At 51.7% G+C, this 18,042-nt stretch carries 15 protein-coding genes; all 15 read right to left on the minus strand.

All coding sequences use genetic code 11. The annotated features are described in order from the left end of the window. Positions 1 to 1,287: an EF-P 5-aminopentanol modification-associated protein YfmH gene (gene yfmH / locus AC6RNO_RS02990; RefSeq protein ID WP_497104501.1), complete on the minus strand. Its 1,287-nt coding sequence runs from the start codon at positions 1,285 to 1,287 to the stop codon at positions 1 to 3. 3 nt (positions 1,288 to 1,290) lie between these two features. Next, positions 1,291 to 2,571, minus strand: coding sequence for an EF-P 5-aminopentanol modification-associated protein YfmF (gene yfmF, locus AC6RNO_RS02995; RefSeq protein ID WP_474683165.1), 1,281 nt, complete (start codon positions 2,569 to 2,571; stop codon positions 1,291 to 1,293). Between the two features lie 146 nt (positions 2,572 to 2,717). Further along, complete coding sequence (gene sleB / locus AC6RNO_RS03000) at positions 2,718 to 3,500, minus strand: spore cortex-lytic enzyme (RefSeq protein WP_474683166.1); 783 nt, start codon at positions 3,498 to 3,500, stop codon at positions 2,718 to 2,720. Between the two features lie 116 nt (positions 3,501 to 3,616). After that, positions 3,617 to 6,181, minus strand: a complete 2,565-nt coding sequence (locus AC6RNO_RS03005) for a DNA translocase FtsK (protein WP_474683167.1) — start codon at positions 6,179 to 6,181, stop codon at positions 3,617 to 3,619. A 70-nt stretch (positions 6,182 to 6,251) separates the two neighbouring features. After that, a complete protein-coding gene (locus AC6RNO_RS03010; protein ID WP_474683168.1) occupies positions 6,252 to 6,494 on the minus strand; it encodes a YlzJ-like family protein in 243 nt (80 codons plus the stop codon). Then, positions 6,491 to 7,222, minus strand: a complete 732-nt coding sequence (locus tag AC6RNO_RS03015; RefSeq protein WP_474683169.1) for a ClpP family protease — start codon at positions 7,220 to 7,222, stop codon at positions 6,491 to 6,493. Before AC6RNO_RS03015 ends, AC6RNO_RS03010 begins: the two co-directional genes overlap by 4 nt. 150 nt (positions 7,223 to 7,372) lie before the next feature. Next, entirely contained in the window at positions 7,373 to 9,049 is a 1,677-nt protein-coding gene (locus AC6RNO_RS03020; protein WP_474683170.1) for a ribonuclease J, read from the minus strand. A gap of 171 nt (positions 9,050 to 9,220) precedes the next feature. Next, positions 9,221 to 10,084: a 4-hydroxy-tetrahydrodipicolinate synthase gene (gene dapA / locus AC6RNO_RS03025; RefSeq protein ID WP_497104505.1), complete on the minus strand. Its 864-nt coding sequence runs from the start codon at positions 10,082 to 10,084 to the stop codon at positions 9,221 to 9,223. A gap of 27 nt (positions 10,085 to 10,111) precedes the next feature. After that, the gene (gene dapG / locus AC6RNO_RS03030) at positions 10,112 to 11,329 is read right to left on the minus strand and encodes an aspartate kinase (protein WP_474683172.1); all 1,218 of its coding nucleotides are present in this window, start codon (positions 11,327 to 11,329) and stop codon (positions 10,112 to 10,114) included. A 51-nt stretch (positions 11,330 to 11,380) separates the two neighbouring features. Further along, a complete protein-coding gene (locus AC6RNO_RS03035; RefSeq protein WP_497104508.1) occupies positions 11,381 to 12,418 on the minus strand; it encodes an aspartate-semialdehyde dehydrogenase in 1,038 nt (345 codons plus the stop codon). A gap of 32 nt (positions 12,419 to 12,450) precedes the next feature. Continuing rightward, positions 12,451 to 13,047 (minus strand): dipicolinate synthase subunit B, encoded by a 597-nt coding sequence (locus AC6RNO_RS03040; protein ID WP_474683174.1) that lies wholly within the window; start codon positions 13,045 to 13,047, stop codon positions 12,451 to 12,453. Beyond that, a complete protein-coding gene (gene dpsA, locus AC6RNO_RS03045) occupies positions 13,044 to 13,943 on the minus strand; it encodes a dipicolinate synthase subunit DpsA (RefSeq protein WP_474683175.1) in 900 nt (299 codons plus the stop codon). Before dpsA ends, AC6RNO_RS03040 begins: the two co-directional genes overlap by 4 nt. A gap of 1,237 nt (positions 13,944 to 15,180) precedes the next feature. Beyond that, entirely contained in the window at positions 15,181 to 15,636 is a 456-nt protein-coding gene (gene dut, locus AC6RNO_RS03050; RefSeq protein WP_474683176.1) for a dUTP diphosphatase, read from the minus strand. Further along, positions 15,623 to 16,879 (minus strand): M16 family metallopeptidase, encoded by a 1,257-nt coding sequence (locus AC6RNO_RS03055; RefSeq protein ID WP_474683177.1) that lies wholly within the window; start codon positions 16,877 to 16,879, stop codon positions 15,623 to 15,625. Before AC6RNO_RS03055 ends, dut begins: the two co-directional genes overlap by 14 nt. An 82-nt stretch (positions 16,880 to 16,961) precedes the next feature. Further along, positions 16,962 to 17,984 (minus strand): polysaccharide deacetylase family protein, encoded by a 1,023-nt coding sequence (locus AC6RNO_RS03060; protein WP_497104511.1) that lies wholly within the window; start codon positions 17,982 to 17,984, stop codon positions 16,962 to 16,964. Positions 17,985 to 18,042: the final 58 nt, after the last annotated feature.

Consider the following 18,042-nt stretch of genomic DNA (forward strand, 5'->3'; position numbering starts at 1 on the left):
TCACGACTCGCGGCGGCGCACAATCGAAATGGCCAGCCTGTTCCAGTCAAAATGTTCGCGGAACCTGCGGTTAACATCTTCCAGCGCAATGCTTTCGTAAGCCGGAAGAATGTCGAACAGGTCAATTCCTTTGAAACGGTATTTCGTAAATTCGTTGGCGATCGCTTCCGAGGAGTTCATCGTGCGGAGGAAGCTTCCGATCTTCTTTTTCCGGCTCCGCTCGAACGCCGCGCTGTCCAATCCCGCTTCTTTGCGCTTGTCGACTTCCTCCCGAACGCGGGCAACGAGCAGTTCCGGATCTTTCGTATCGCCGCCCAAAATCGAAAACGCGTAATCTTCGCCGATGTTGTACTCATGGCCGAAATTATCCGAAATCAGCTGTTCGTCGTATAAGGACTGGTAAATGTCCGAGCTTGAGCTGAACAAAATATCGAGCATCAGCTTGGTCGTCAATTCTTTGACCAACAGCTCTTTGCCGTTCACTCCCGGCGCCGGCTCTTTGAGGCCGAACAAACATTTCGGTAGCGAAACAGGCAGCCAGGTAACTTTTTGCCGTTCGTTCACCTGCAAAGGTTCTTCCTCAAAAAAGCGCCGGATCTCGCCTTGGGGAGGGAACGTTTTCCCGGCTTGATTTTCCTTAACCACGTTAATGATTCCCTGCGGATCTACGCCTCCGACGATAAACAGGCTCATATTGCTCGGATGGTAGAACGTGTTATAACATTCGTACAGCGTTTCCTTCGTTATTTGCGCAATGGATTCCACGGTGCCTGCAATATCGATATGAATCGGATGCTTCGCATACATCGCTTCGATGAGCCCGTAGTAGCTTCTCCAGTCTGGATGATCCCTGTACATGTTGATCTCCTGGCCGATGATTCCTTTTTCCTTTTCCACATTTTCATCCGTGAAATAAGGGTTTTGCACGAAATTAATTAACGTCGTTAAATTTTTCACGATTTGATCGGTCGATGAAAACAAATAGGCTGTGCGGTCAAAGCTTGTAAACGCATTGGCGGAAGCGCCCTGGGTCGCAAAGCTGGCAAAAACGTCCCCTTCGGGCTCCTCGAACATTTTATGCTCCAAAAAATGAGCGATTCCGTCGGGAACTGTGACTTCGTCTTTACCTTCCACCTGAAAATGGTTGTCGATCGATCCGTACTTCGTCGTAAACGTTGCATACGTTTTCTGGAACCCTTCTTTCGGCAGTATGAACACACTCAAGCCGTTCGGAAGCTGTTCGTGATACAACGTTTCATTCAACTGTGGGTAAGGAATGGCTTCCATCGCTTACTCTCCCTTCTGATCCCGCAAAAAGTATATCGTGTCAAGCTGCACCTGTTTCGCTGCCTGGGCGATCGCCGCAACGTCAACCCCTTCCACCGCTTCAATAAGCGAGGGAACCGTGCGCTGTTTGCCCGAAAGAATCGCATTGAAATCGAATGAAATCAGCTCGAACGCCGAATCCTGCAATTCGCGCAATTGATTGGAGATCATCGCCCGCGTCTGGCTCATCTCCGTCTCGCTGATGTCCCCTTGTTCCATCCCATGAAGCTGCTTCCGAATGATGTCTACGGCCTTTTCATAATTCTGGATTTCAATCCCGGATTGGAGGGTAATAATTCCTTTATGCCCGTCAAACCGGGACGATGCGTAATACGCCAGACTCGCTTTCTCGCGGACGTTGATAAACAGCTTCGAATGCGGATAGCCGCCCAGCACTCCGTTGTACATCAGAGCTACGGGGTACTGCTCATCTTTGTACGAAATGTTGGCGCGCAGCCCCATGTTCAGCTTGCCTTGGTTCACATCTAGTCGCTCCACAACGGTTCGCACTTCGCGGGATGAAGCCGTGGAAGCGTTCGTCACATACCCGGCATCCTGGCTTCTTTCCACCTTGAACGCCTGCTTGACGATAGACTCCACTTCTTCCAAAGTCGTATGTCCGACTACGTAAATGTCCATTGGCGCATTTTGCAGCCACTGCTTATATTGTTCGTATAAAGATTCCGCAGTAATACCGTGCAAATCATCAATTTTGCCAAGCGCATGAAGGCGGTAAGGCTCGCCTTGGCACATTTCCTCGATACAACGCTCTGCCGCGTAGCGGATTTTATCGTTGATAACCGCTTCGATCCGCTTTTGCAGCGTCTGTTTTTCGGAATCGACATATTTGCCGCGGAAACGCCCGTTCTCAAGCGCCGGCTTCGTCAGCGTCCCGCCGACAAATTCAAGCCCTTTCTTCAGTAAAGATTCATTCGAGGAAACGAACCTGTCGTTGATGATGTCCATGCGAAGCTGCACGATCTGGTAGTCGCCTCGCTTGTAGATGTCGAAGCCGAAGCCGGCTCCGTACAATTCGTCCAAATACTCGCGAAATTGCTTCGTTTCCGGGTGAAGCTCCGTCCCCCTTCTCAGCACAAAAGGAGTCAAAGCCGTATCCGTCACCGTATCTTCCGATAGCGGGCGGCCTATGTATACCGAAATGGCAAACGTTTTGAATTGATCTGTCGGCAGCACATGAAGACGAATGTGGTTCCAGGTGCTCCGCTCAAATTGTACACGCTTCAAAGGTCCCTCTCCCTTCCAGTTTCCAAGATATGCATCCATTATATTCCGATACAAACAGGAGAAGCAACCGCAGCCGGCTCCTTCTCCTCAGTCACACCTATTTGACTACACCCGCTCAACTTCGAAACACTTCCTAGAGGTTTATCTCATTTGCAAAAAATGTGCTTGCCGATCCGTTTTACCTGCGGTCTGCTCCAAATCCAAGCGGACGTCGCCGTATCCGGGTTAAAGTAGTAAAGGCAGCCCCCAGAAGGGTCCCATCCGTTAATGGCGTCTTTCACCGCTTTTTTCGAGGACTCGTTGGGCGTCAGCCAAATTTGTCCGTCGGCAACGGCTGTAAAAGCGCCCGGCTGGAATATGACACCCGATACCGAGTTCGGGAAGCTCGCGGATTTGACCCGATTCAAAATGACTGCGGCCACCGCCACTTGACCGATGTAAGGCTCGCCCCTGGCTTCGCCGTTAACGGCATTGGCCATCAAGTTGATGTCCTGCTGCGAGAACCCCAAATTATTGGACGGCGTCAAATTGGCCGGTGCATTGCCCGCTCCTGCGTTTCCGCCGCCTCCGCCACTGTTTGCTGTGCCTGCCGGAGGCGCTGAAGACTTCCAGTCCTTGGTAGCTTCCCACAGCTTAAGCTTTGTTTTGGGACCGACAATGCCGTCAACCTGCATGCCGAATTCGCCTTGAAATCTTTTGACGGCGGTTAACGTTCTGTATCCGAAGTCCCCGTCGATATTGCCACCGTAAAAGCCGATGAACTTCAGCCTTCCTTGCAGTTCATAAACATCCGTTCCGGTAGCTCCATATCTGATTTCGTTTTTGCTGAACGTCTCCTCGGAAGGCGGGCTGGACTGGTTCTTTAATTGCAATGCGGTAAACAACACGAAAACGATGCAGAATGTCAGAACGATTAGCCTTTTGTTCATTCCCCTACTCAACCTCTCTTTTCATATAGCAGCCTTTTCTTGCTTATTATGAGAAAGAGAGTCTGCGATTATGCACAAAAAAACACTCCCGGTTAAAGGAGTGTTCATCCGTACAGCTAGGAACTGATCCGGTTATGGTGGTACTGCTCGATCGACATCAATACTTCCCGCGGCTTGCTGCCCTCGTACGGCCCGACAACGCCCTTTGCTTCCATCGAGTCGATCAGCCGCGCCGCGCGCGTATAGCCGATTCTCATGCGGCGCTGCAGCAGCGAAACGGAGGCCTGCTTCGCTTCCAGCACGATTTGCACCGCCTGATCGTAAAGTTCATCCTCGAACTCGGCCTGCTGTTCCGGTTGATCTTCAATCTGCGGCACCATTTCCTCCTGGTAATTGGCCTGTTCCTGCGTACGCACGAAGTTGACCACATGCTCGACCTCCTGATCGGATAAAAAGGCCCCCTGCACGCGCACCGGCTTGGACGAGCCTACCGGCAAATACAGCATGTCGCCGCGGCCCAACAGCTTCTCGGCCCCGACCATGTCCAGAATCGTCCGCGAGTCGACTTGGGACGATACGCCGAAAGCGATCCTGGATGGGATGTTCGCTTTGATGACACCCGTGATGACATCGACCGATGGGCGCTGTGTGGCGATAATGAGATGGATGCCCGCTGCACGAGCCATCTGCGCAAGGCGGGTAATGGAATCTTCCACATCGTTTGCCGCCACCATCATCAAATCGGCAAGCTCGTCCACGATGACGACATAATAAGGGAGCGGAGCTTCCGTGCCCGTCTCGGTCAGCATCGCGTTATAACCTTCGATATTGCGTGTTCCGCTTTTGGAAAAAAGCTCATACCGCTTTTCCATCTCAACGACGATTTTTTTGAGCGCCAGAGATGCGCGGCGCGGATCGGTGACGACCGGCGCCAGCAAATGCGGAATGCCGTTGTATACGTTCAGCTCGACCATCTTGGGGTCGATCATCAAAAATTTGACTTCGTTCGGCTTTGCTTTGTACAGCACACTCGTAATGATGCCGTTGATACATACCGACTTCCCGGACCCGGTCGCACCGGCGACGAGCAAGTGAGGCATTCTGGCCAGATTGCCGACGATCGGCTGACCGGAAATGTCCCGCCCCAACACGACGGACAGGCGTGAGCTCGACTCTTGAAAAGCTCCGGTCTCCATGACTTCCCGCATCGTAACAATCGATACTTCCATGTTCGGCACCTCGATGCCGATGGCCGATTTCCCCGGAATCGGCGCTTCCATCCGGATATCCTTGGCGGCAAGCGCCAGCGCAATATCGTCTGTCAGACTGACGATACGGCTTACTTTTACCCCGACATCCGGCTGGATCTCGTAACGGGTAACGGCCGGCCCCCTCACAACCTCCAGCACTTTGGCGCGGACGCCGAAGCTCTCCAAAGTCGCTTCCAATTTTCTCGCGTTCGCTTTGTAATCGGACATCTCGCTGCCTTTGCCGACGGCAGGTTTGGCCAGCAGGTCAAGCGCCGGCATCACATACGGCTTGCTGCTCACGGCAGGTTTCTCTGTCTGAAACTCAAGCGTAACCGGCTCTTGATCGGCATCCGTCTCCTTCGGCGCAGTCTTGGCGGCAGGTTTAGCGGGAGCCTGCTGCACGGCAGGCGGCTCGACCACTTGCTGCTGCGTTTCCTGGTACACCTGCTCTTGGAAATCGCGGATAATCGGAATGACAGATTCGTCCTGCTGCTGATCGTGAAGGGAAGCTTCTTTATCATCGTCTTCGGCGTGATAAACCGTTTTCGGCGCCGCAGTTTTGGAAGAAGTGGAATCCTCCTCTTCTTCCTCCTCACGGGCAGATACGGGAGCCGCTTTGTTTTTTCTCGCCTCTTTGATCGGACGCAGCAGTTCCATGAACACCGGCGTTTTTTTCGCTCGCTTGACGGGCTGGAACACTTCTTCGTCGAACTCGTCGTCAACCGGGACGTACGCCGCTTTCTTCGCCTTGGCCGCTCCTCCACCGGACGGGGTGCTTTGCGGCTTGGCGGCGCTTCGATCCTGCAGCCATTCATGCATTCTGTCCTTGATGTTATCGCCGACGTTTTTAAAGCGTCCGCGAACCACATTGCCTACATCCACATAAGAAATGCCGGTCGCAAGAATGAATCCGATCGCAAAAAGCGCATATTGAATGAGCCGTGCTCCCAAATTGTCAAACAAAAAATACAAAATACTGTACAGGAACGCGCCGATCATACCGCCCCCGACGCCATGCTTGAGGGCTTCCTGTCCCGCTTCCGTAGGCTTCAAGCCTTCCATCATCGCATTCCAGGTCGATGAAATTACTTTGCCGGACGTGAAGCCTCCGTCGGGATACAGCTGCAAAAACAAATCGATATGATTTTTAATCAACAAAGCCAAAATAAACAGCAAAATTCCCGCTTTTTTGGTTGTACGCAGCGGCGGCCATGCTCTCTTGATCATTGCATATAAAGCGACATATATGAAAATCAGAGGAATGATGGAGTACCACGTTCCCACAAAAAAACGAAAAAGGTACATGAGCGAGTTACCGACATGCCCCTGCTGGGCGAGCGTGATAACCGCAAAAATTAAAATAACGATGCCATACAGTTCGAATAACAAGCTGTTTTTCAAATTCTTGTTTTTCCTCTTGCGTTTGGCCACGCTTGTCACCCCCAAGAACCACATTATACCATAGTTTGCTAGGGGGAGATACTGCCAGATCGGATAGCGTTTACTTGGCCGCTTCGTCTTCGCCAAAGCCCGGTACGTACGGGATGACGGTTCCCGGCGCATAACGCACGTTCAAATAATCCTGCGGATTGCCGCTGTGCAGCCGGACGATGCGGGCTTGCTTCCCGTTCATCGGCTCGACCTGCAGCGTAATCCCCTGATGCTGAATCTCCACATATTCCGGCTCGTAAGATTCGATCCCTTGAAAAATCACATCCATCGGTATGACCGAATAATGTATCATTGTACCATACCTCCATGCAGCTGTGATTTCCTTTGCTCAATTTGCTGATTCAGCTCTTGAATCGCTTCTCCCACTCCACCGACTCTGTCAATCAGCCCGTATTTGACGGCGTCGGGGCCGATAACCGTGGTACCAATATCGCGCGTCAGTTCGCCGGTTTTGAACATCAGCTCTTTAAATTTCTCGTCCGTCACATTGGAATGCTTCGTTACGAAGCGAACGACGCGCTCCTGCATTTTATCCAAATATTCAAATGTTTGCGGAACGCCGATAACAAGCCCGTTCAAACGGATCGGATGAATCGTCATCGTAGCCGTCTCGGCAATGATCGAATGATTGGCGGATACGGCGATCGGCACCCCGATGCTGTGCCCTCCGCCGAGCACGAGCGTCACCGTCGGTTTCGACAAGGTCGATATCATTTCCGCAATCGCCAGTCCGGCCTCCACGTCACCGCCAACGGTGTTTAAAATAATCAATACCCCTTCTATTTTTGGATTCTGCTCAGCCGCCACCAACTGCGGAATGATATGCTCGTACTTGGTCGTTTTGTTTTGCGGCGGCAGCACGACATGCCCCTCTACTTGGCCGATAATGGTTAAACAAAAAATGTTGGACTCGCCCGATGGCGTGTTCGTCTGTCCCAACTGCTGAATGTTTTCAAGCGCTTCATTTTTTTTGATTTCCTCTGTCGTGCCCGTTTCCTTTGATTGTTCCGATGTTCCCATATGCGTTCCTCCCTTTTCATAATCTTCCCTAGTATGAATAGTCAGGAGCTCTTTCATTCATTTGCACATTGTCTGGCGAATGAAAAAGCTCTCCCCGCAATCGGGGAGAGCTCGTCATTATTTGCATAGGTTCAAGTGACTAGTTGAAGACTAGACTTCCATAATAATCGGAAGAATCATCGGTCTTCTTCTGGTTTGCTCATATAAAAAACGTCCTAGCGCATCTTTAACATTTGTTTTTAACGATGCCCATTCATTTACATTTTCATTCATTAACTTCGTTAATGTATTTGTTACGATTCGATTGGCTTCTTCCAACAGACCTTCGGATTCACGGACATACACGAACCCTCTGGATATGATATCCGGGCCGGAAAGTATGGTGCCATCCTGCTTGCTGAGCGTTACCACTACGACCAGGATGCCGTCCTGAGACAGCAGCTTCCGGTCGCGAAGCACGATGTTACCCACATCTCCTACACCTAAACCGTCAATCAAAATGTTGCCGCTTTGTACTTTGGAGCCTTTGCGGGCAACTCCGTTCTGAACTTCAACCGTATCTCCAATATCGCAAATGAAAATATCGTCTTTGTCAATGCCGACGGACTCTGCAAGCAAACCGTGCTGGCGCAGCATGCGGTATTCACCGTGGATCGGAATGAAATATTTCGGTTTCATTAAATTCAGCATCAGCTTCAGCTCTTCTTGGCTGCCGTGGCCTGATACGTGAACTCCCGTTACAGAACCCGGACCGTAAATGACATTCGCGCCAATGCGGAACAGTTCATCTACCGTACGGCCGACATAACGCTCATTGCCCGGAATCGGAGTCGCCGCGATAATGACCGTATCTCCCGGTAAAATATCGACTTTGCGATGCGTGGAACGCGCCATCCGCGTTAACGCGGACATCGGCTCGCCCTGGCTTCCCGTCGAAAGGATAACGACCCGGTCGGCGGCAAGCTTATTCACTTCCTCAGGCTCGATCAGCATACCGTCCGGTATGTGTAAATAACCGAGCTCGCTGGCAATCGATACGACGTTCACCATGCTTCGTCCGATTACCGTTACTTTGCGGTTTGTCGCCGCAGCGGCATCGAATACTTGCTGAACGCGATGAATGTTGGAAGCGAACGTTGCAATCACGACTCTTTGCTTCGCTTTGCGGAAAACCTCTTCGATTTCCACGCCGACACTTTTCTCGGAACCTGTGTAACCCGGCTTTTCTGAATTCGTACTATCTGAAAGCAAAGCCAGTACGCCCTTTTTCCCGATCTCCGCCATACGGTGCAAATCTGCATATTGATCATTGACCGGCGTTTGATCGAATTTGAAGTCGCCTGTATGAACGACTACGCCTTCCGGCGTATCCAGGGCAACCCCGACGGAATCCGGGATACTATGGTTTGTCTTGAAGAATGAGGCCGTGATCGTACCCAGCGGAAGAACCGTATCCGAATTGATTAAAATGCGTTTGGTCTCCCCAAGTAAGTTAGCTTCCTTCAACTTTGCTTCAATCAGTCCGAGTGTCAGCTTCGTAGCGTACACAGGCACATTCAGATGCTTAAGCACATACGGCAAGCCTCCGATGTGATCCTCGTGTCCGTGAGTGATAATAATCCCTCGAACTTTATCACGGTTTTCCGTTAAATAGCCGATATCAGGTATGACAATGTCAATGCCGAGCATGTCCTCTTCAGGGAACTTCAAACCGCTATCAATCACTACAATATCATTCGCATACTGCACGCAGTACATATTTTTTCCGATTTCGCCCACGCCGCCAAGAGCGAAGATCAAAAGTTTGTCATTATTTTTTTTGGACAAGAATATACCTCCTTCTAAGATTGGACGACGAATTTTAAATGAGAAACCGAACCAGTCACTTGCCACCATTATACATGAAGAAAAACAGCAATTACAAGTCGCTATCCTTTAAGCGCTAGTGTCCCCAAAAAAAGAAAACCGATGCTGGAAGCACCGATCCTTTAGGCGTTATCATTCAAAAAGAGATTGGATGAATTGTCCTTCTTGCTCGGATACGTTTACTAGCGGCAGTCTGACTCCACCTGTATGCATTCCTTTCAAAGCCAAAGCATGCTTGATCGGAGCAGGACTCGGAACACGGAATATACCTGTAAATACAGGATGAAGCTTACGATGCAGCTCCGCCGCTTGCTGTATGTTGCCTTCCAAATAATACTTTATCATAGATTGCATGTCTTTTCCAATCACATGACTGGCCACGCTGATAATTCCATGACATCCGACGGCCAGAGCGGGCAGCCCGTTGCTGTCGTCGCCGGTATAGACCGTAAAACCGGACGCCGCTCCGCTCACGATACGCGTAAGCTGATCCGTGCCGGCGCAATCTTTGGTCGCTACGATATTCGGTATTTGCGAAAGCCGGATCGTCGTATCCGCATCTATATTCACTCCCGTGCGCCCTGGCACGTTATAGAGTATGACCGGAAGCTCCACGGACTCGGCAACCGCTTTGAAGTGCTGATACAGCCCTTCCTGCGAAGGACGGTTATAGTAAGGAGCTACGACGAGCAAAGCGTCGACTCCGAGCTTTTCAACCTTTTGGGACAGATGGATCGTATGCGCTGTGTCATTACTGCCTGTACCTGCGATAATTTTGCAGCGTCCTCTGGCGTAACGGACGGATGCTTCGATCAAGCGCAGCTTCTCCTCTTCCGTCAATGTCGGCGACTCCCCCGTCGTTCCGCAAATGACGAGGCTATCCGAATGCTGCTCCTCGATCAAATAGTCGATCAGTGGCTCCACCTGGCTCCAGTTGACTTCTAAATTCTCGTCGAACGGAGTTACCATCGCTGTAATTAATCTTCCGAAATCCACCGTATTATGCCTCCTACGTGTAACGATTTACATGTTCAAATAAAACTTATGATGAAGCGCTCTCACCGCTTTTCTCATATCGTCGCCCTGCACGAGCACCCAGATTGTCGTATTGGAATCGGCCGATTGCAAAATACGGATATCTTCTTCGGTCAAAGCCTCTACGATACGGGCCATAATGCCCGGCACGCCGTTCATGCCTCCGCCGATGACGGAAACTTTGGCGCAGCCGCTTAACGCTCTCGGTTCATAGCCTTGGCTTCGCAGCAGCTTGACGGCCCGCTCCGCTTCTTGATCAAAAACGGTATAGACAACCCCTGAAGGGTTCACATTGATAAAATCGACGCTAATCTGATTTTGCGCCATCGTTTTGAATACTTTGAGCTGCAAATCAAATTGCCCGTCTACAGCGGCGACCTGAATTTGCGTAATATTCGTAAACTGCGCGATGCCTGTCACAAAGCGGTCATCCACTTTGCTGTCCTCATGCGCCGCATTGTCCACTGCCGCCACGAGCGTCCCTTCTTCTTTGGAAAATGTCGAACGGACGCGAATCGGGATATTCGCCTGCATCGCCACTTCCACGGCGCGGGGGTGAATCACTTTGGCGCCGTTGTGCGCCATGTTGCATATTTCCGCAAAGCTGACTCTTACGAGCGGCTTCGCATCTTCCACGATTCTCGGGTCCGCCGTCAAAATCCCTTTGACATCGGTAAAAATATCGACAATTTCAGCCTTGAGAGCAGCTCCCAGCGCCGTGGCGGACGTATCGCTGCCCCCGCGGCCGAGCGTTGTCAATTCGCCTTGGCCGGTTTTGCCCTGGAAGCCGGCAACGATGACAACGAAGCCCTGCTCCAGATGTTCGACAATCCGGTTCGGTTGAACGGATACGATCTGCGCGTTGCCGTGCACATCGTTCGTCTGAATCCCGGCTTGCCCGCCTGTCAGAACCGTGGAACGGATTCCTCTGGCTTGCAGCAAGCTGCACAAATGGACTGCGGATATCAATTCCCCGCAGCTCATCAGCAAATCGAGCTCCCTGGCCGGAGTCCCTTCCCCGTTCTGGCGTACCAGATCAAGGAGGGTGTCCGTGGCGTAGGGCTCGCCTATTCTTCCCATCGCGGAAACGACTACGACTAATTTATAGCTGTCTGCTAATGCGTCTTGAATGTGTCCGATGACATGTTCTCTGGCTTGAGCGGTGGAAAGCGAAGTACCTCCAAATTTTTGCACAAGGATTCGCATGAGTTTCCCCCATATTCATGTCCATCTGCATAAATCAAGCAGCTGGTGCGATTATTGTTCTATAGCAATATATTCAGCAATTTGCACGGCATTCCAGGCAGCGCCTTTGAGCAGGTTGTCGGAGACGATCCAGAGGTTGAGGCCTCTCGGATTGCTCAAGTCGCGGCGCACGCGGCCTACGAAGGTCTCCAGCTTGCCTGCCGCGTCCGTTGCGAGCGGATACTGCTGTTCGGCCGGATTGTCGACAAGAACGATGCCGGGGGCGTCGGCCAGCAAGCTCTTCACTTCCTCGATATCGAAGTCATCTTTCAACTCGACATAGACGGATTCGGAGTGGCCGTAAACGACCGGAATGCGCACGCATGTAGCCGTCACTTCAAGGGACTCGTCGCCCATAATTTTTTTCGTTTCCAAAATCATCTTCATCTCTTCGTTCGTAAAGCCGTTGTCCAAAAATTTGTCGATTTGCGGAATCGCATTGAAGGCGATTTGGTGCTTCACCGGTAAAGAACCAACCGGCAAAATGTCGGGATTCGCCGCTCTTCCTTCAAGAACTTCCTTGGACTGTCTCAGCATTTCGTTGATCGCTTTGGCGCCTGCGCCGGAAACGGCTTGATAGGTCGAAACGATAATACGCGAAATGCCGAAACGGTCATACAGCGGCTTGAGAGCCGCCACCATTTGAATCGTCGAGCAGTTCGGATTGGCAATAATGCCTTTGTGTTCGTTGATTTTGTCAACGTTCACCTCGGGCACGACGAGCGGAGTTTCCGGGTCCATACGGTACGCGCTCGTATTATCGATACAGATCGTGCCGGCCTGAACGGCATGCGGAATCAGCGCCTTGGAGACGTCCCCTCCGGCGCTGAACAAGGCGATATCGATCCCTTGAAAACTTTCGGGAGCCGCTTCCTGAACCGTGATTTCCTGACCTTTAAAAGCAAGCTTGACACCTGCGGATCTGGCGGATGACAACAGCTTCAATTCCTTAATGGGGAAATTTCGCTCTTCCAATAGACGGATAATTTGTTCTCCGACGGCACCGGTAGCGCCGACTACTGCAACGTTAAATAATTTCTGGTTCGACATGTCCTGTCCTCTCCCCTGTGAAGAATATATATTTATTGATATAGAAATCTCTCAATGATCATTGGCTGCAGCTGCTTGCCTTCCAATGCGGATTCGCAGGCTTCCATGATGAGATCCATTCTGGCTACTAACGAATTGGGCTTCGCTCCGGGAGCGTCCTGACCGAAAGGGACGAAGTAAATATTTTTCGTAATCAGAAGCTTTGCGATATTCATCGCATTAAGACCAAGCCCGTCATTCGTGGAAATGGCCAGGACAAGCGGGCGCTGGTTTCTCATTTGAGCTTTGGCCGCCATGAGCACAGGGCTTTCCGTCATCGCATTGGCAAGCTTGCTTGTCGTGTTGCCTGTGCAAGGCGCAATGACCATGACGTCAAGCAGCTTGGAAGGCCCTAGAGGCTCGGCTTCGACGATCGAGGATATAATCTCGCTGCCTGTGATTTCCTTCAATTGCCGCTGCCAATCCGCCGATTTGCCAAAACGCGTATCCGTTGTCAAGACCGAATTCGATACGATGGGGACTACGCGAGCTCCCGCATCTACGAATCTCTTAATCTGCGGCATAACTTCCTCCAGCGTACAATGAGAGCCGGTTAAAGCATAGCCGACCGTTTTCCCCGCCCAATTCATTTCACATCGCTCCTGTCTTTGAAGTCTTCCTCAATCAGTTGGCTTAGCGTGTTCGCCATGATGCGGCCAGCTGTTTTCGGTGCGACAATGCCAGGCAGTCCGGGTGCGAGCATCGCTTTGATCCCCCGTCTCTCGGCAAACCGGAAGTCCGTTCCGCCGGGCTTGGAGGCCAAATCGATGATCACCGCGCGATGCGGGATATTGGTAATAACTTGCGCTGTGACTATCATAGTCGGAATTGTGTTAAAAAGCAAGTCAATATTGGCCACTTCCAAGTACAACTCCCTCGTATAGAAGGGCTGAAATCCCATCTCCCACGCTCTCGCAAAATGCTCCGCCTTGCGCACGCCGATTTTGACTGTCGCACCTAGTCCCTGCAGCGTTCTTGCCATCGTAAAACCCGTGCGGCCAAAGCCCAGAACCATGCATACGGAGCCGTGAATCGTAATATCCGTATTTTGAATGGCCATCATGAGGGCGCCTTCGGCCGTCGGAATCGAGTTGTAAATGGCAACGTCATCCCGGTCAAACAATTCAATCAATCCGATACCGTGTGCCGCGCAAAGCTTCTTTAAATAACCTTTGGCCATACCCGTATATACTTTGGCATGTCTTGGCAGAGCGGTCATATGATCATCGGTCAAAATCAATTCTTCACTGGAAAAGATGGACTCCACCTGTCCCGAATCGTCTGTACCGACGGCAGGCAGTATCAGTACATCGATCGTTTCAAACAGTGACGGACGAAGCCTGGCGTTGGTCACTCCGCTGAATTGCCGTCCCAAGTTGTCGAAGCCGATTAAAGTAACCGCGGCGTCAAGCTCGGTAAATTTCTGAATCACTTCTAGCTGCCGGGCGTCGCCGCCCATGAAAGCAACCGAAATACCAGTAAGCATTCCCGCTTACACCCCTTTCTCGGTCGTTACGATAAGTTATAATATGCTTACGCCTAAGGATGCGTTACTTGTCGCAAGGAGTTTCGTCAAGCGTTTCACCGGGCTTTGCCGTACTTCCCGCACATTGAAATTCTTACACAATCGCAGGCTTTTCGCCCACGCGTGTAAGACCTGCAAAAACTCTCACGACGCCGTAACCGTCACTCCACAGCAAGAAAGTAATCAGCTCTACTGCGGTTAAAGTGCGGTTTTTTTCTGTGCATGCGGCCATTACGAGAAAAAACGTGCGATTGTCCGGCTGTTGAGAAAATCGTGTAGGGAGGCTCTCATCACGAAGAGGAAAAATTGATTTAAACCGATTTGAGAGGGATATTTAGGCCATAAAAGTGGGTTCTCAACAGCCCGGATTGTGCAGAAACTCCCGATAAAAGAGCTTGAGCTCATTTACCCGCGGAAAAACTCGCACAATTGTAGACCGTTGAGAAAAACGTACATTGTAGAGGTTGCATCTCTATCAACGTGTAGAAAACGTGCAAAATCAGATTGTGGATAGAGTGAGGGGCTAGTGGAATCGGAGGGGGTGCGGTCGCTCTTCCCCAATCCGCGCTCTCCTGCAGGAGTTGCGGCGCTGAAGTGGGAGCACGAGGCGGCTTGGCAAGGAGAAAACCTGCGAAAGTGCAGGTTTTCTCGTAAAAGTGGTTCATCTTGGCGAAAAGCCTGCGATTTTGCAGGAATTTTCGCTGAAAATGAACCTGGGCCCCTGCTCGCGGCGAAAAGCCTGCACATTTGCAGGAATTTTTCGTTGGCAGCGTATCCGCGGGCAAAAAACTGCACTTTTGCAGGTTTTCTTTGTGTAATCAAGCAGATTGTGCGACCGCGGCTCTGGAGTGTTGGTTCTGGGCAGCCGGTGAAATTGCAGGAATATTTCGCTGCGGTCGACCAATCGCCGTCATGCAGCGCAACACCGTGCGCTGGGAGCCGCGCGGCCAGCCCATCCGTTGAGCAAAAACTGCATTACGAAAATAGAACACGGCAGACCTGAGTTATTTCACCATGTAGGGTGACGTTCGCGACCTCATGAGAGCTTTTGCGGGCTTTCGCTTTCGCTTTCGCGCCCCGGAGCCGGCACAACTGAAAAAAGACGCCATCCAACCGCTTGATACAGTGGTTGAATGGCGTCAGATCGTTGCGGCTGACGAGGACAGCCGCTTTATACCGGAACGCGCCGGCTTCGCCGTTAGCGTCCCGTATGCCCGAACCCGCCCGAGCCGCGCTCGGTCTCGGTCAATTCCTCGACCTCGGTGAGCCGGATCTGCGGGACGAGCTGGAACACCATTTGCGCGATCCGCTCCCCGCGCTGAATCGTGAACGGCTCCTGCCCGTGGTTGATCAGGAGCACCTTGATTTCGCCGCGGTAGTCGGCGTCGATCGTGCCCGGCGAATTCAGCGAAGTGATGCCGTGCTTGTACGCAAGGCCGCTGCGCGGGCGGATTTGCGCCTCCAGCTCGGGCGGCATGCTGAGCGCAAAGCCGGTCGGTATGAGCAGGCGCTCGCCGGGCTGCAGTACGACGGGCTCGCTCACGGCGGCGTGCAGGTCGAAGCCGCTGGCGGCGGCGGACATTTTGCGCGGCAGCTCGATGTCTTCATGACCGGGGAGCCGCTTGATTTGTACGTCAAAATCAGGAATTGACAAGCTGATCCCTCCTAAACTCTTTCAGCGCGGCATCGGAATGCCCGACCATGGACAAAGCGAACGGCGTGGCGAACAACGTTTTCGTCAGCTCCCGGACATGATCCATCTGTACGCTCTCGATGCGCCGGATCATTTCGTCCAGGCTGTAATGCTTGCCGGTCATCAGCTCGTTTTTGCCCAGCCGGTTCATGCGGCTTCCCGTACTTTCCAGGCTCAGGATCAAGCTGCCCTTCAGCTGTTCCTTGCCTTTTTTCAGCTCGGAGTCCGTGATTCCGTTTACGGCGATGTCGTGCAGCAGCTCCAAAGTCACTTTAAGCACTTCTTCGGTCTGCTTGGGGGCCGTTCCCGTGTAAATGGTAAACATGCCGCTGTCGATATGGGAAGAATGATAGGAATAGACGGAATACGCCAGTCCGCGCTTCTCGCGAATCTCTTGAAACAGCCTGGAGCTCATTCCCCCGCCGATAGCGTTGTTCAGCAAAACGATGGGATACAAGTTTTCCTCCTGCAAGGATAACCCCGGGAGCGAGAGGCAGATGTGGTTTTGCTCGGTTTTCTTTTCGTGAAAAACAAGCTCGCTCAAAAAGTCGGGAGCATCGTAGCCGGTTTCTTGTCCGGTTTGAGTAAAGCTTCCAAAATGCCGCTCGATTAATTCGCGCGCGCTGTCGTCGATGTTGCCGGCGATGCTGATCACGGTATTTTCCGTGTTGTAGTACTGCTTCATGTAGCGGCGCAGGTCGTCGGGCTTCATTGCGGACAAATTGTCCTGCGTTCCAAGAATCGTGTAGCCGAGCGAATGGGAGCCGTACGCCGCTTTAGCGAGCAAATCATGGACCAGATCGTCCGGCGTGTCTTCGTACATCGAAATTTCCTCGAAGATGACGTTCTTCTCTTTCTCCAGTTCAGTCTCGTCAAAAGTCGAATGGAAAAACATATCGGCAAGAACGTCCATAGCCAACGGCAGATGATCGTCCAGCACTTTGCAGTAATAGCAAGTGTATTCTTTGGAAGTGAACGCGTTCACATTCCCGCCGATACCGTCGAAAATTTCGGCGATGTCTTTGGCGGAATGGCGTTCCGTGCCTTTAAAGAGCATATGTTCGATAAAATGCGAAATGCCGTTATTGTCCGGCTTTTCGTTGCGTGAGCCTGTCTTGACCCAAATTCCGAACGATACCGAACGGCACGTCGGGATTTGTTCCATAACTACTCTTAACCCGTTATGTAAGCGGTAGTTGATCACCAATGTTCCTCCTCGAATGAAACGCCTAAAATGCTGCTCCCCCAATTATACTTACTTAGTCTAACAAAAATGTTCCATCGACTCAACTTTGCAGATTCGGTTCGGGAACCCGGCTCGGGGAAATGAGCTCGCTTACCGTCCCCAAAGTAAGTCCTTTATTTTTAATGGTGCGGATCATCCCGGCAAGCGCTTCGCTGGAAGACGCCGTCGGATGCATCAAAATAAGCGAGCCCGGCTCCACATTTTGATTCAGCCGCTGGATGATGCGATCCGCCCCCGGATTTTTCCAATCAATCGTATCGAACGTCCACAATATCGTTTTGAGCTTGTATTCGGCGGCAACCTGAACGGTCTCTTCGTTAAAATAACCGGACGGCGGTGCAAACAGCTTGTTTTCGACACCCAGCCGTTTCAGCAGTTCCTCCGTCTTGCCGATCTCTTCCGCTGCGCGGGCCCGGCTAACCGTCCTCATATCCTTGTGGGAATATGCGTGATTGGACAGCTCGTGTCCTTCGTTTAAAATTTGCTTTGCCAGCTCCGCGTTTTTGCTCAGCCACATGCCGTCGAGAAAAAAAGTCGCGTGCACGTTTTCTTTCCGGAGCGTCGCCAGCATGCTGTCCAAGTATTCGTTGCCCCAGGCGACATTGATCATAAAAGAAACCATCGGTTTCTTGGGATTGCCTTTATATATCGGATTCGGCCCCAAATCGTTCAATTGTACGCTGGGAGGCGTCTCTTTCATCACATAATGGATTGTTCCCGGAGTCAGCCGGTGCTCGGCGAGCTTGAGCGTCTCCTCGACGTCGACCTCCAAACCGTTGTAGCCGGGTATCGCTTTCCAGACGCGGTCCAATTTGGCGTCAATGGGCGAGATTTTGCGTTTCTCCGCTTCGGCTTTGATCGTCTCAAGCAGATGACCGGGCTGCTCCCGGACGGGATCAAACGTTTGGACGGAAGCCGGGCTGTTCGTACGGCCAGCCGCTGCATAAGGCTTAGAGCCGGATTTTACAGCATCTATGAAGGCGTCTATGCTTGGGACAGCTTCGATACCGGTCAACATCGCCAGAAAGAAGCTTCCGAGCAGCAGCCATTTTTTGTTGACCATTCTCTTGTCCTCCTCTACCCTATGTCCTGAGCTTATGCCTGCAAGGACAAGAATAGAA

The organism is Paenibacillus sp. sgz302190 (genome assembly GCF_059820445.1).

Coding starts and splice junctions, on each gene's coding strand:
- AC6RNO_RS03015 (WP_474683169.1), bottom strand. CDS start 7,222: ATGGGAACATCGGAACAATCAAAGGAAACGGGCACGACAGAGGAAATC.
- AC6RNO_RS03035 (WP_497104508.1), bottom strand. CDS start 12,418: ATGTCGAACCAGAAATTATTTAACGTTGCAGTAGTCGGCGCTACCGGT.
- yfmH (WP_497104501.1), bottom strand. CDS start 1,287: ATGGAAGCCATTCCTTACCCACAGTTGAATGAAACGTTGTATCACGAA.
- dpsA (WP_474683175.1), bottom strand. CDS start 13,943: ATGCTTACTGGTATTTCGGTTGCTTTCATGGGCGGCGACGCCCGGCAG.
- AC6RNO_RS03010 (WP_474683168.1), bottom strand. CDS start 6,494: ATGATACATTATTCGGTCATACCGATGGATGTGATTTTTCAAGGGATC.
- AC6RNO_RS03060 (WP_497104511.1), bottom strand. CDS start 17,984: ATGGTCAACAAAAAATGGCTGCTGCTCGGAAGCTTCTTTCTGGCGATG.
- sleB (WP_474683166.1), bottom strand. CDS start 3,500: ATGAACAAAAGGCTAATCGTTCTGACATTCTGCATCGTTTTCGTGTTG.
- AC6RNO_RS03040 (WP_474683174.1), bottom strand. CDS start 13,047: ATGAATTGGGCGGGGAAAACGGTCGGCTATGCTTTAACCGGCTCTCAT.
- dapG (WP_474683172.1), bottom strand. CDS start 11,329: ATGCGAATCCTTGTGCAAAAATTTGGAGGTACTTCGCTTTCCACCGCT.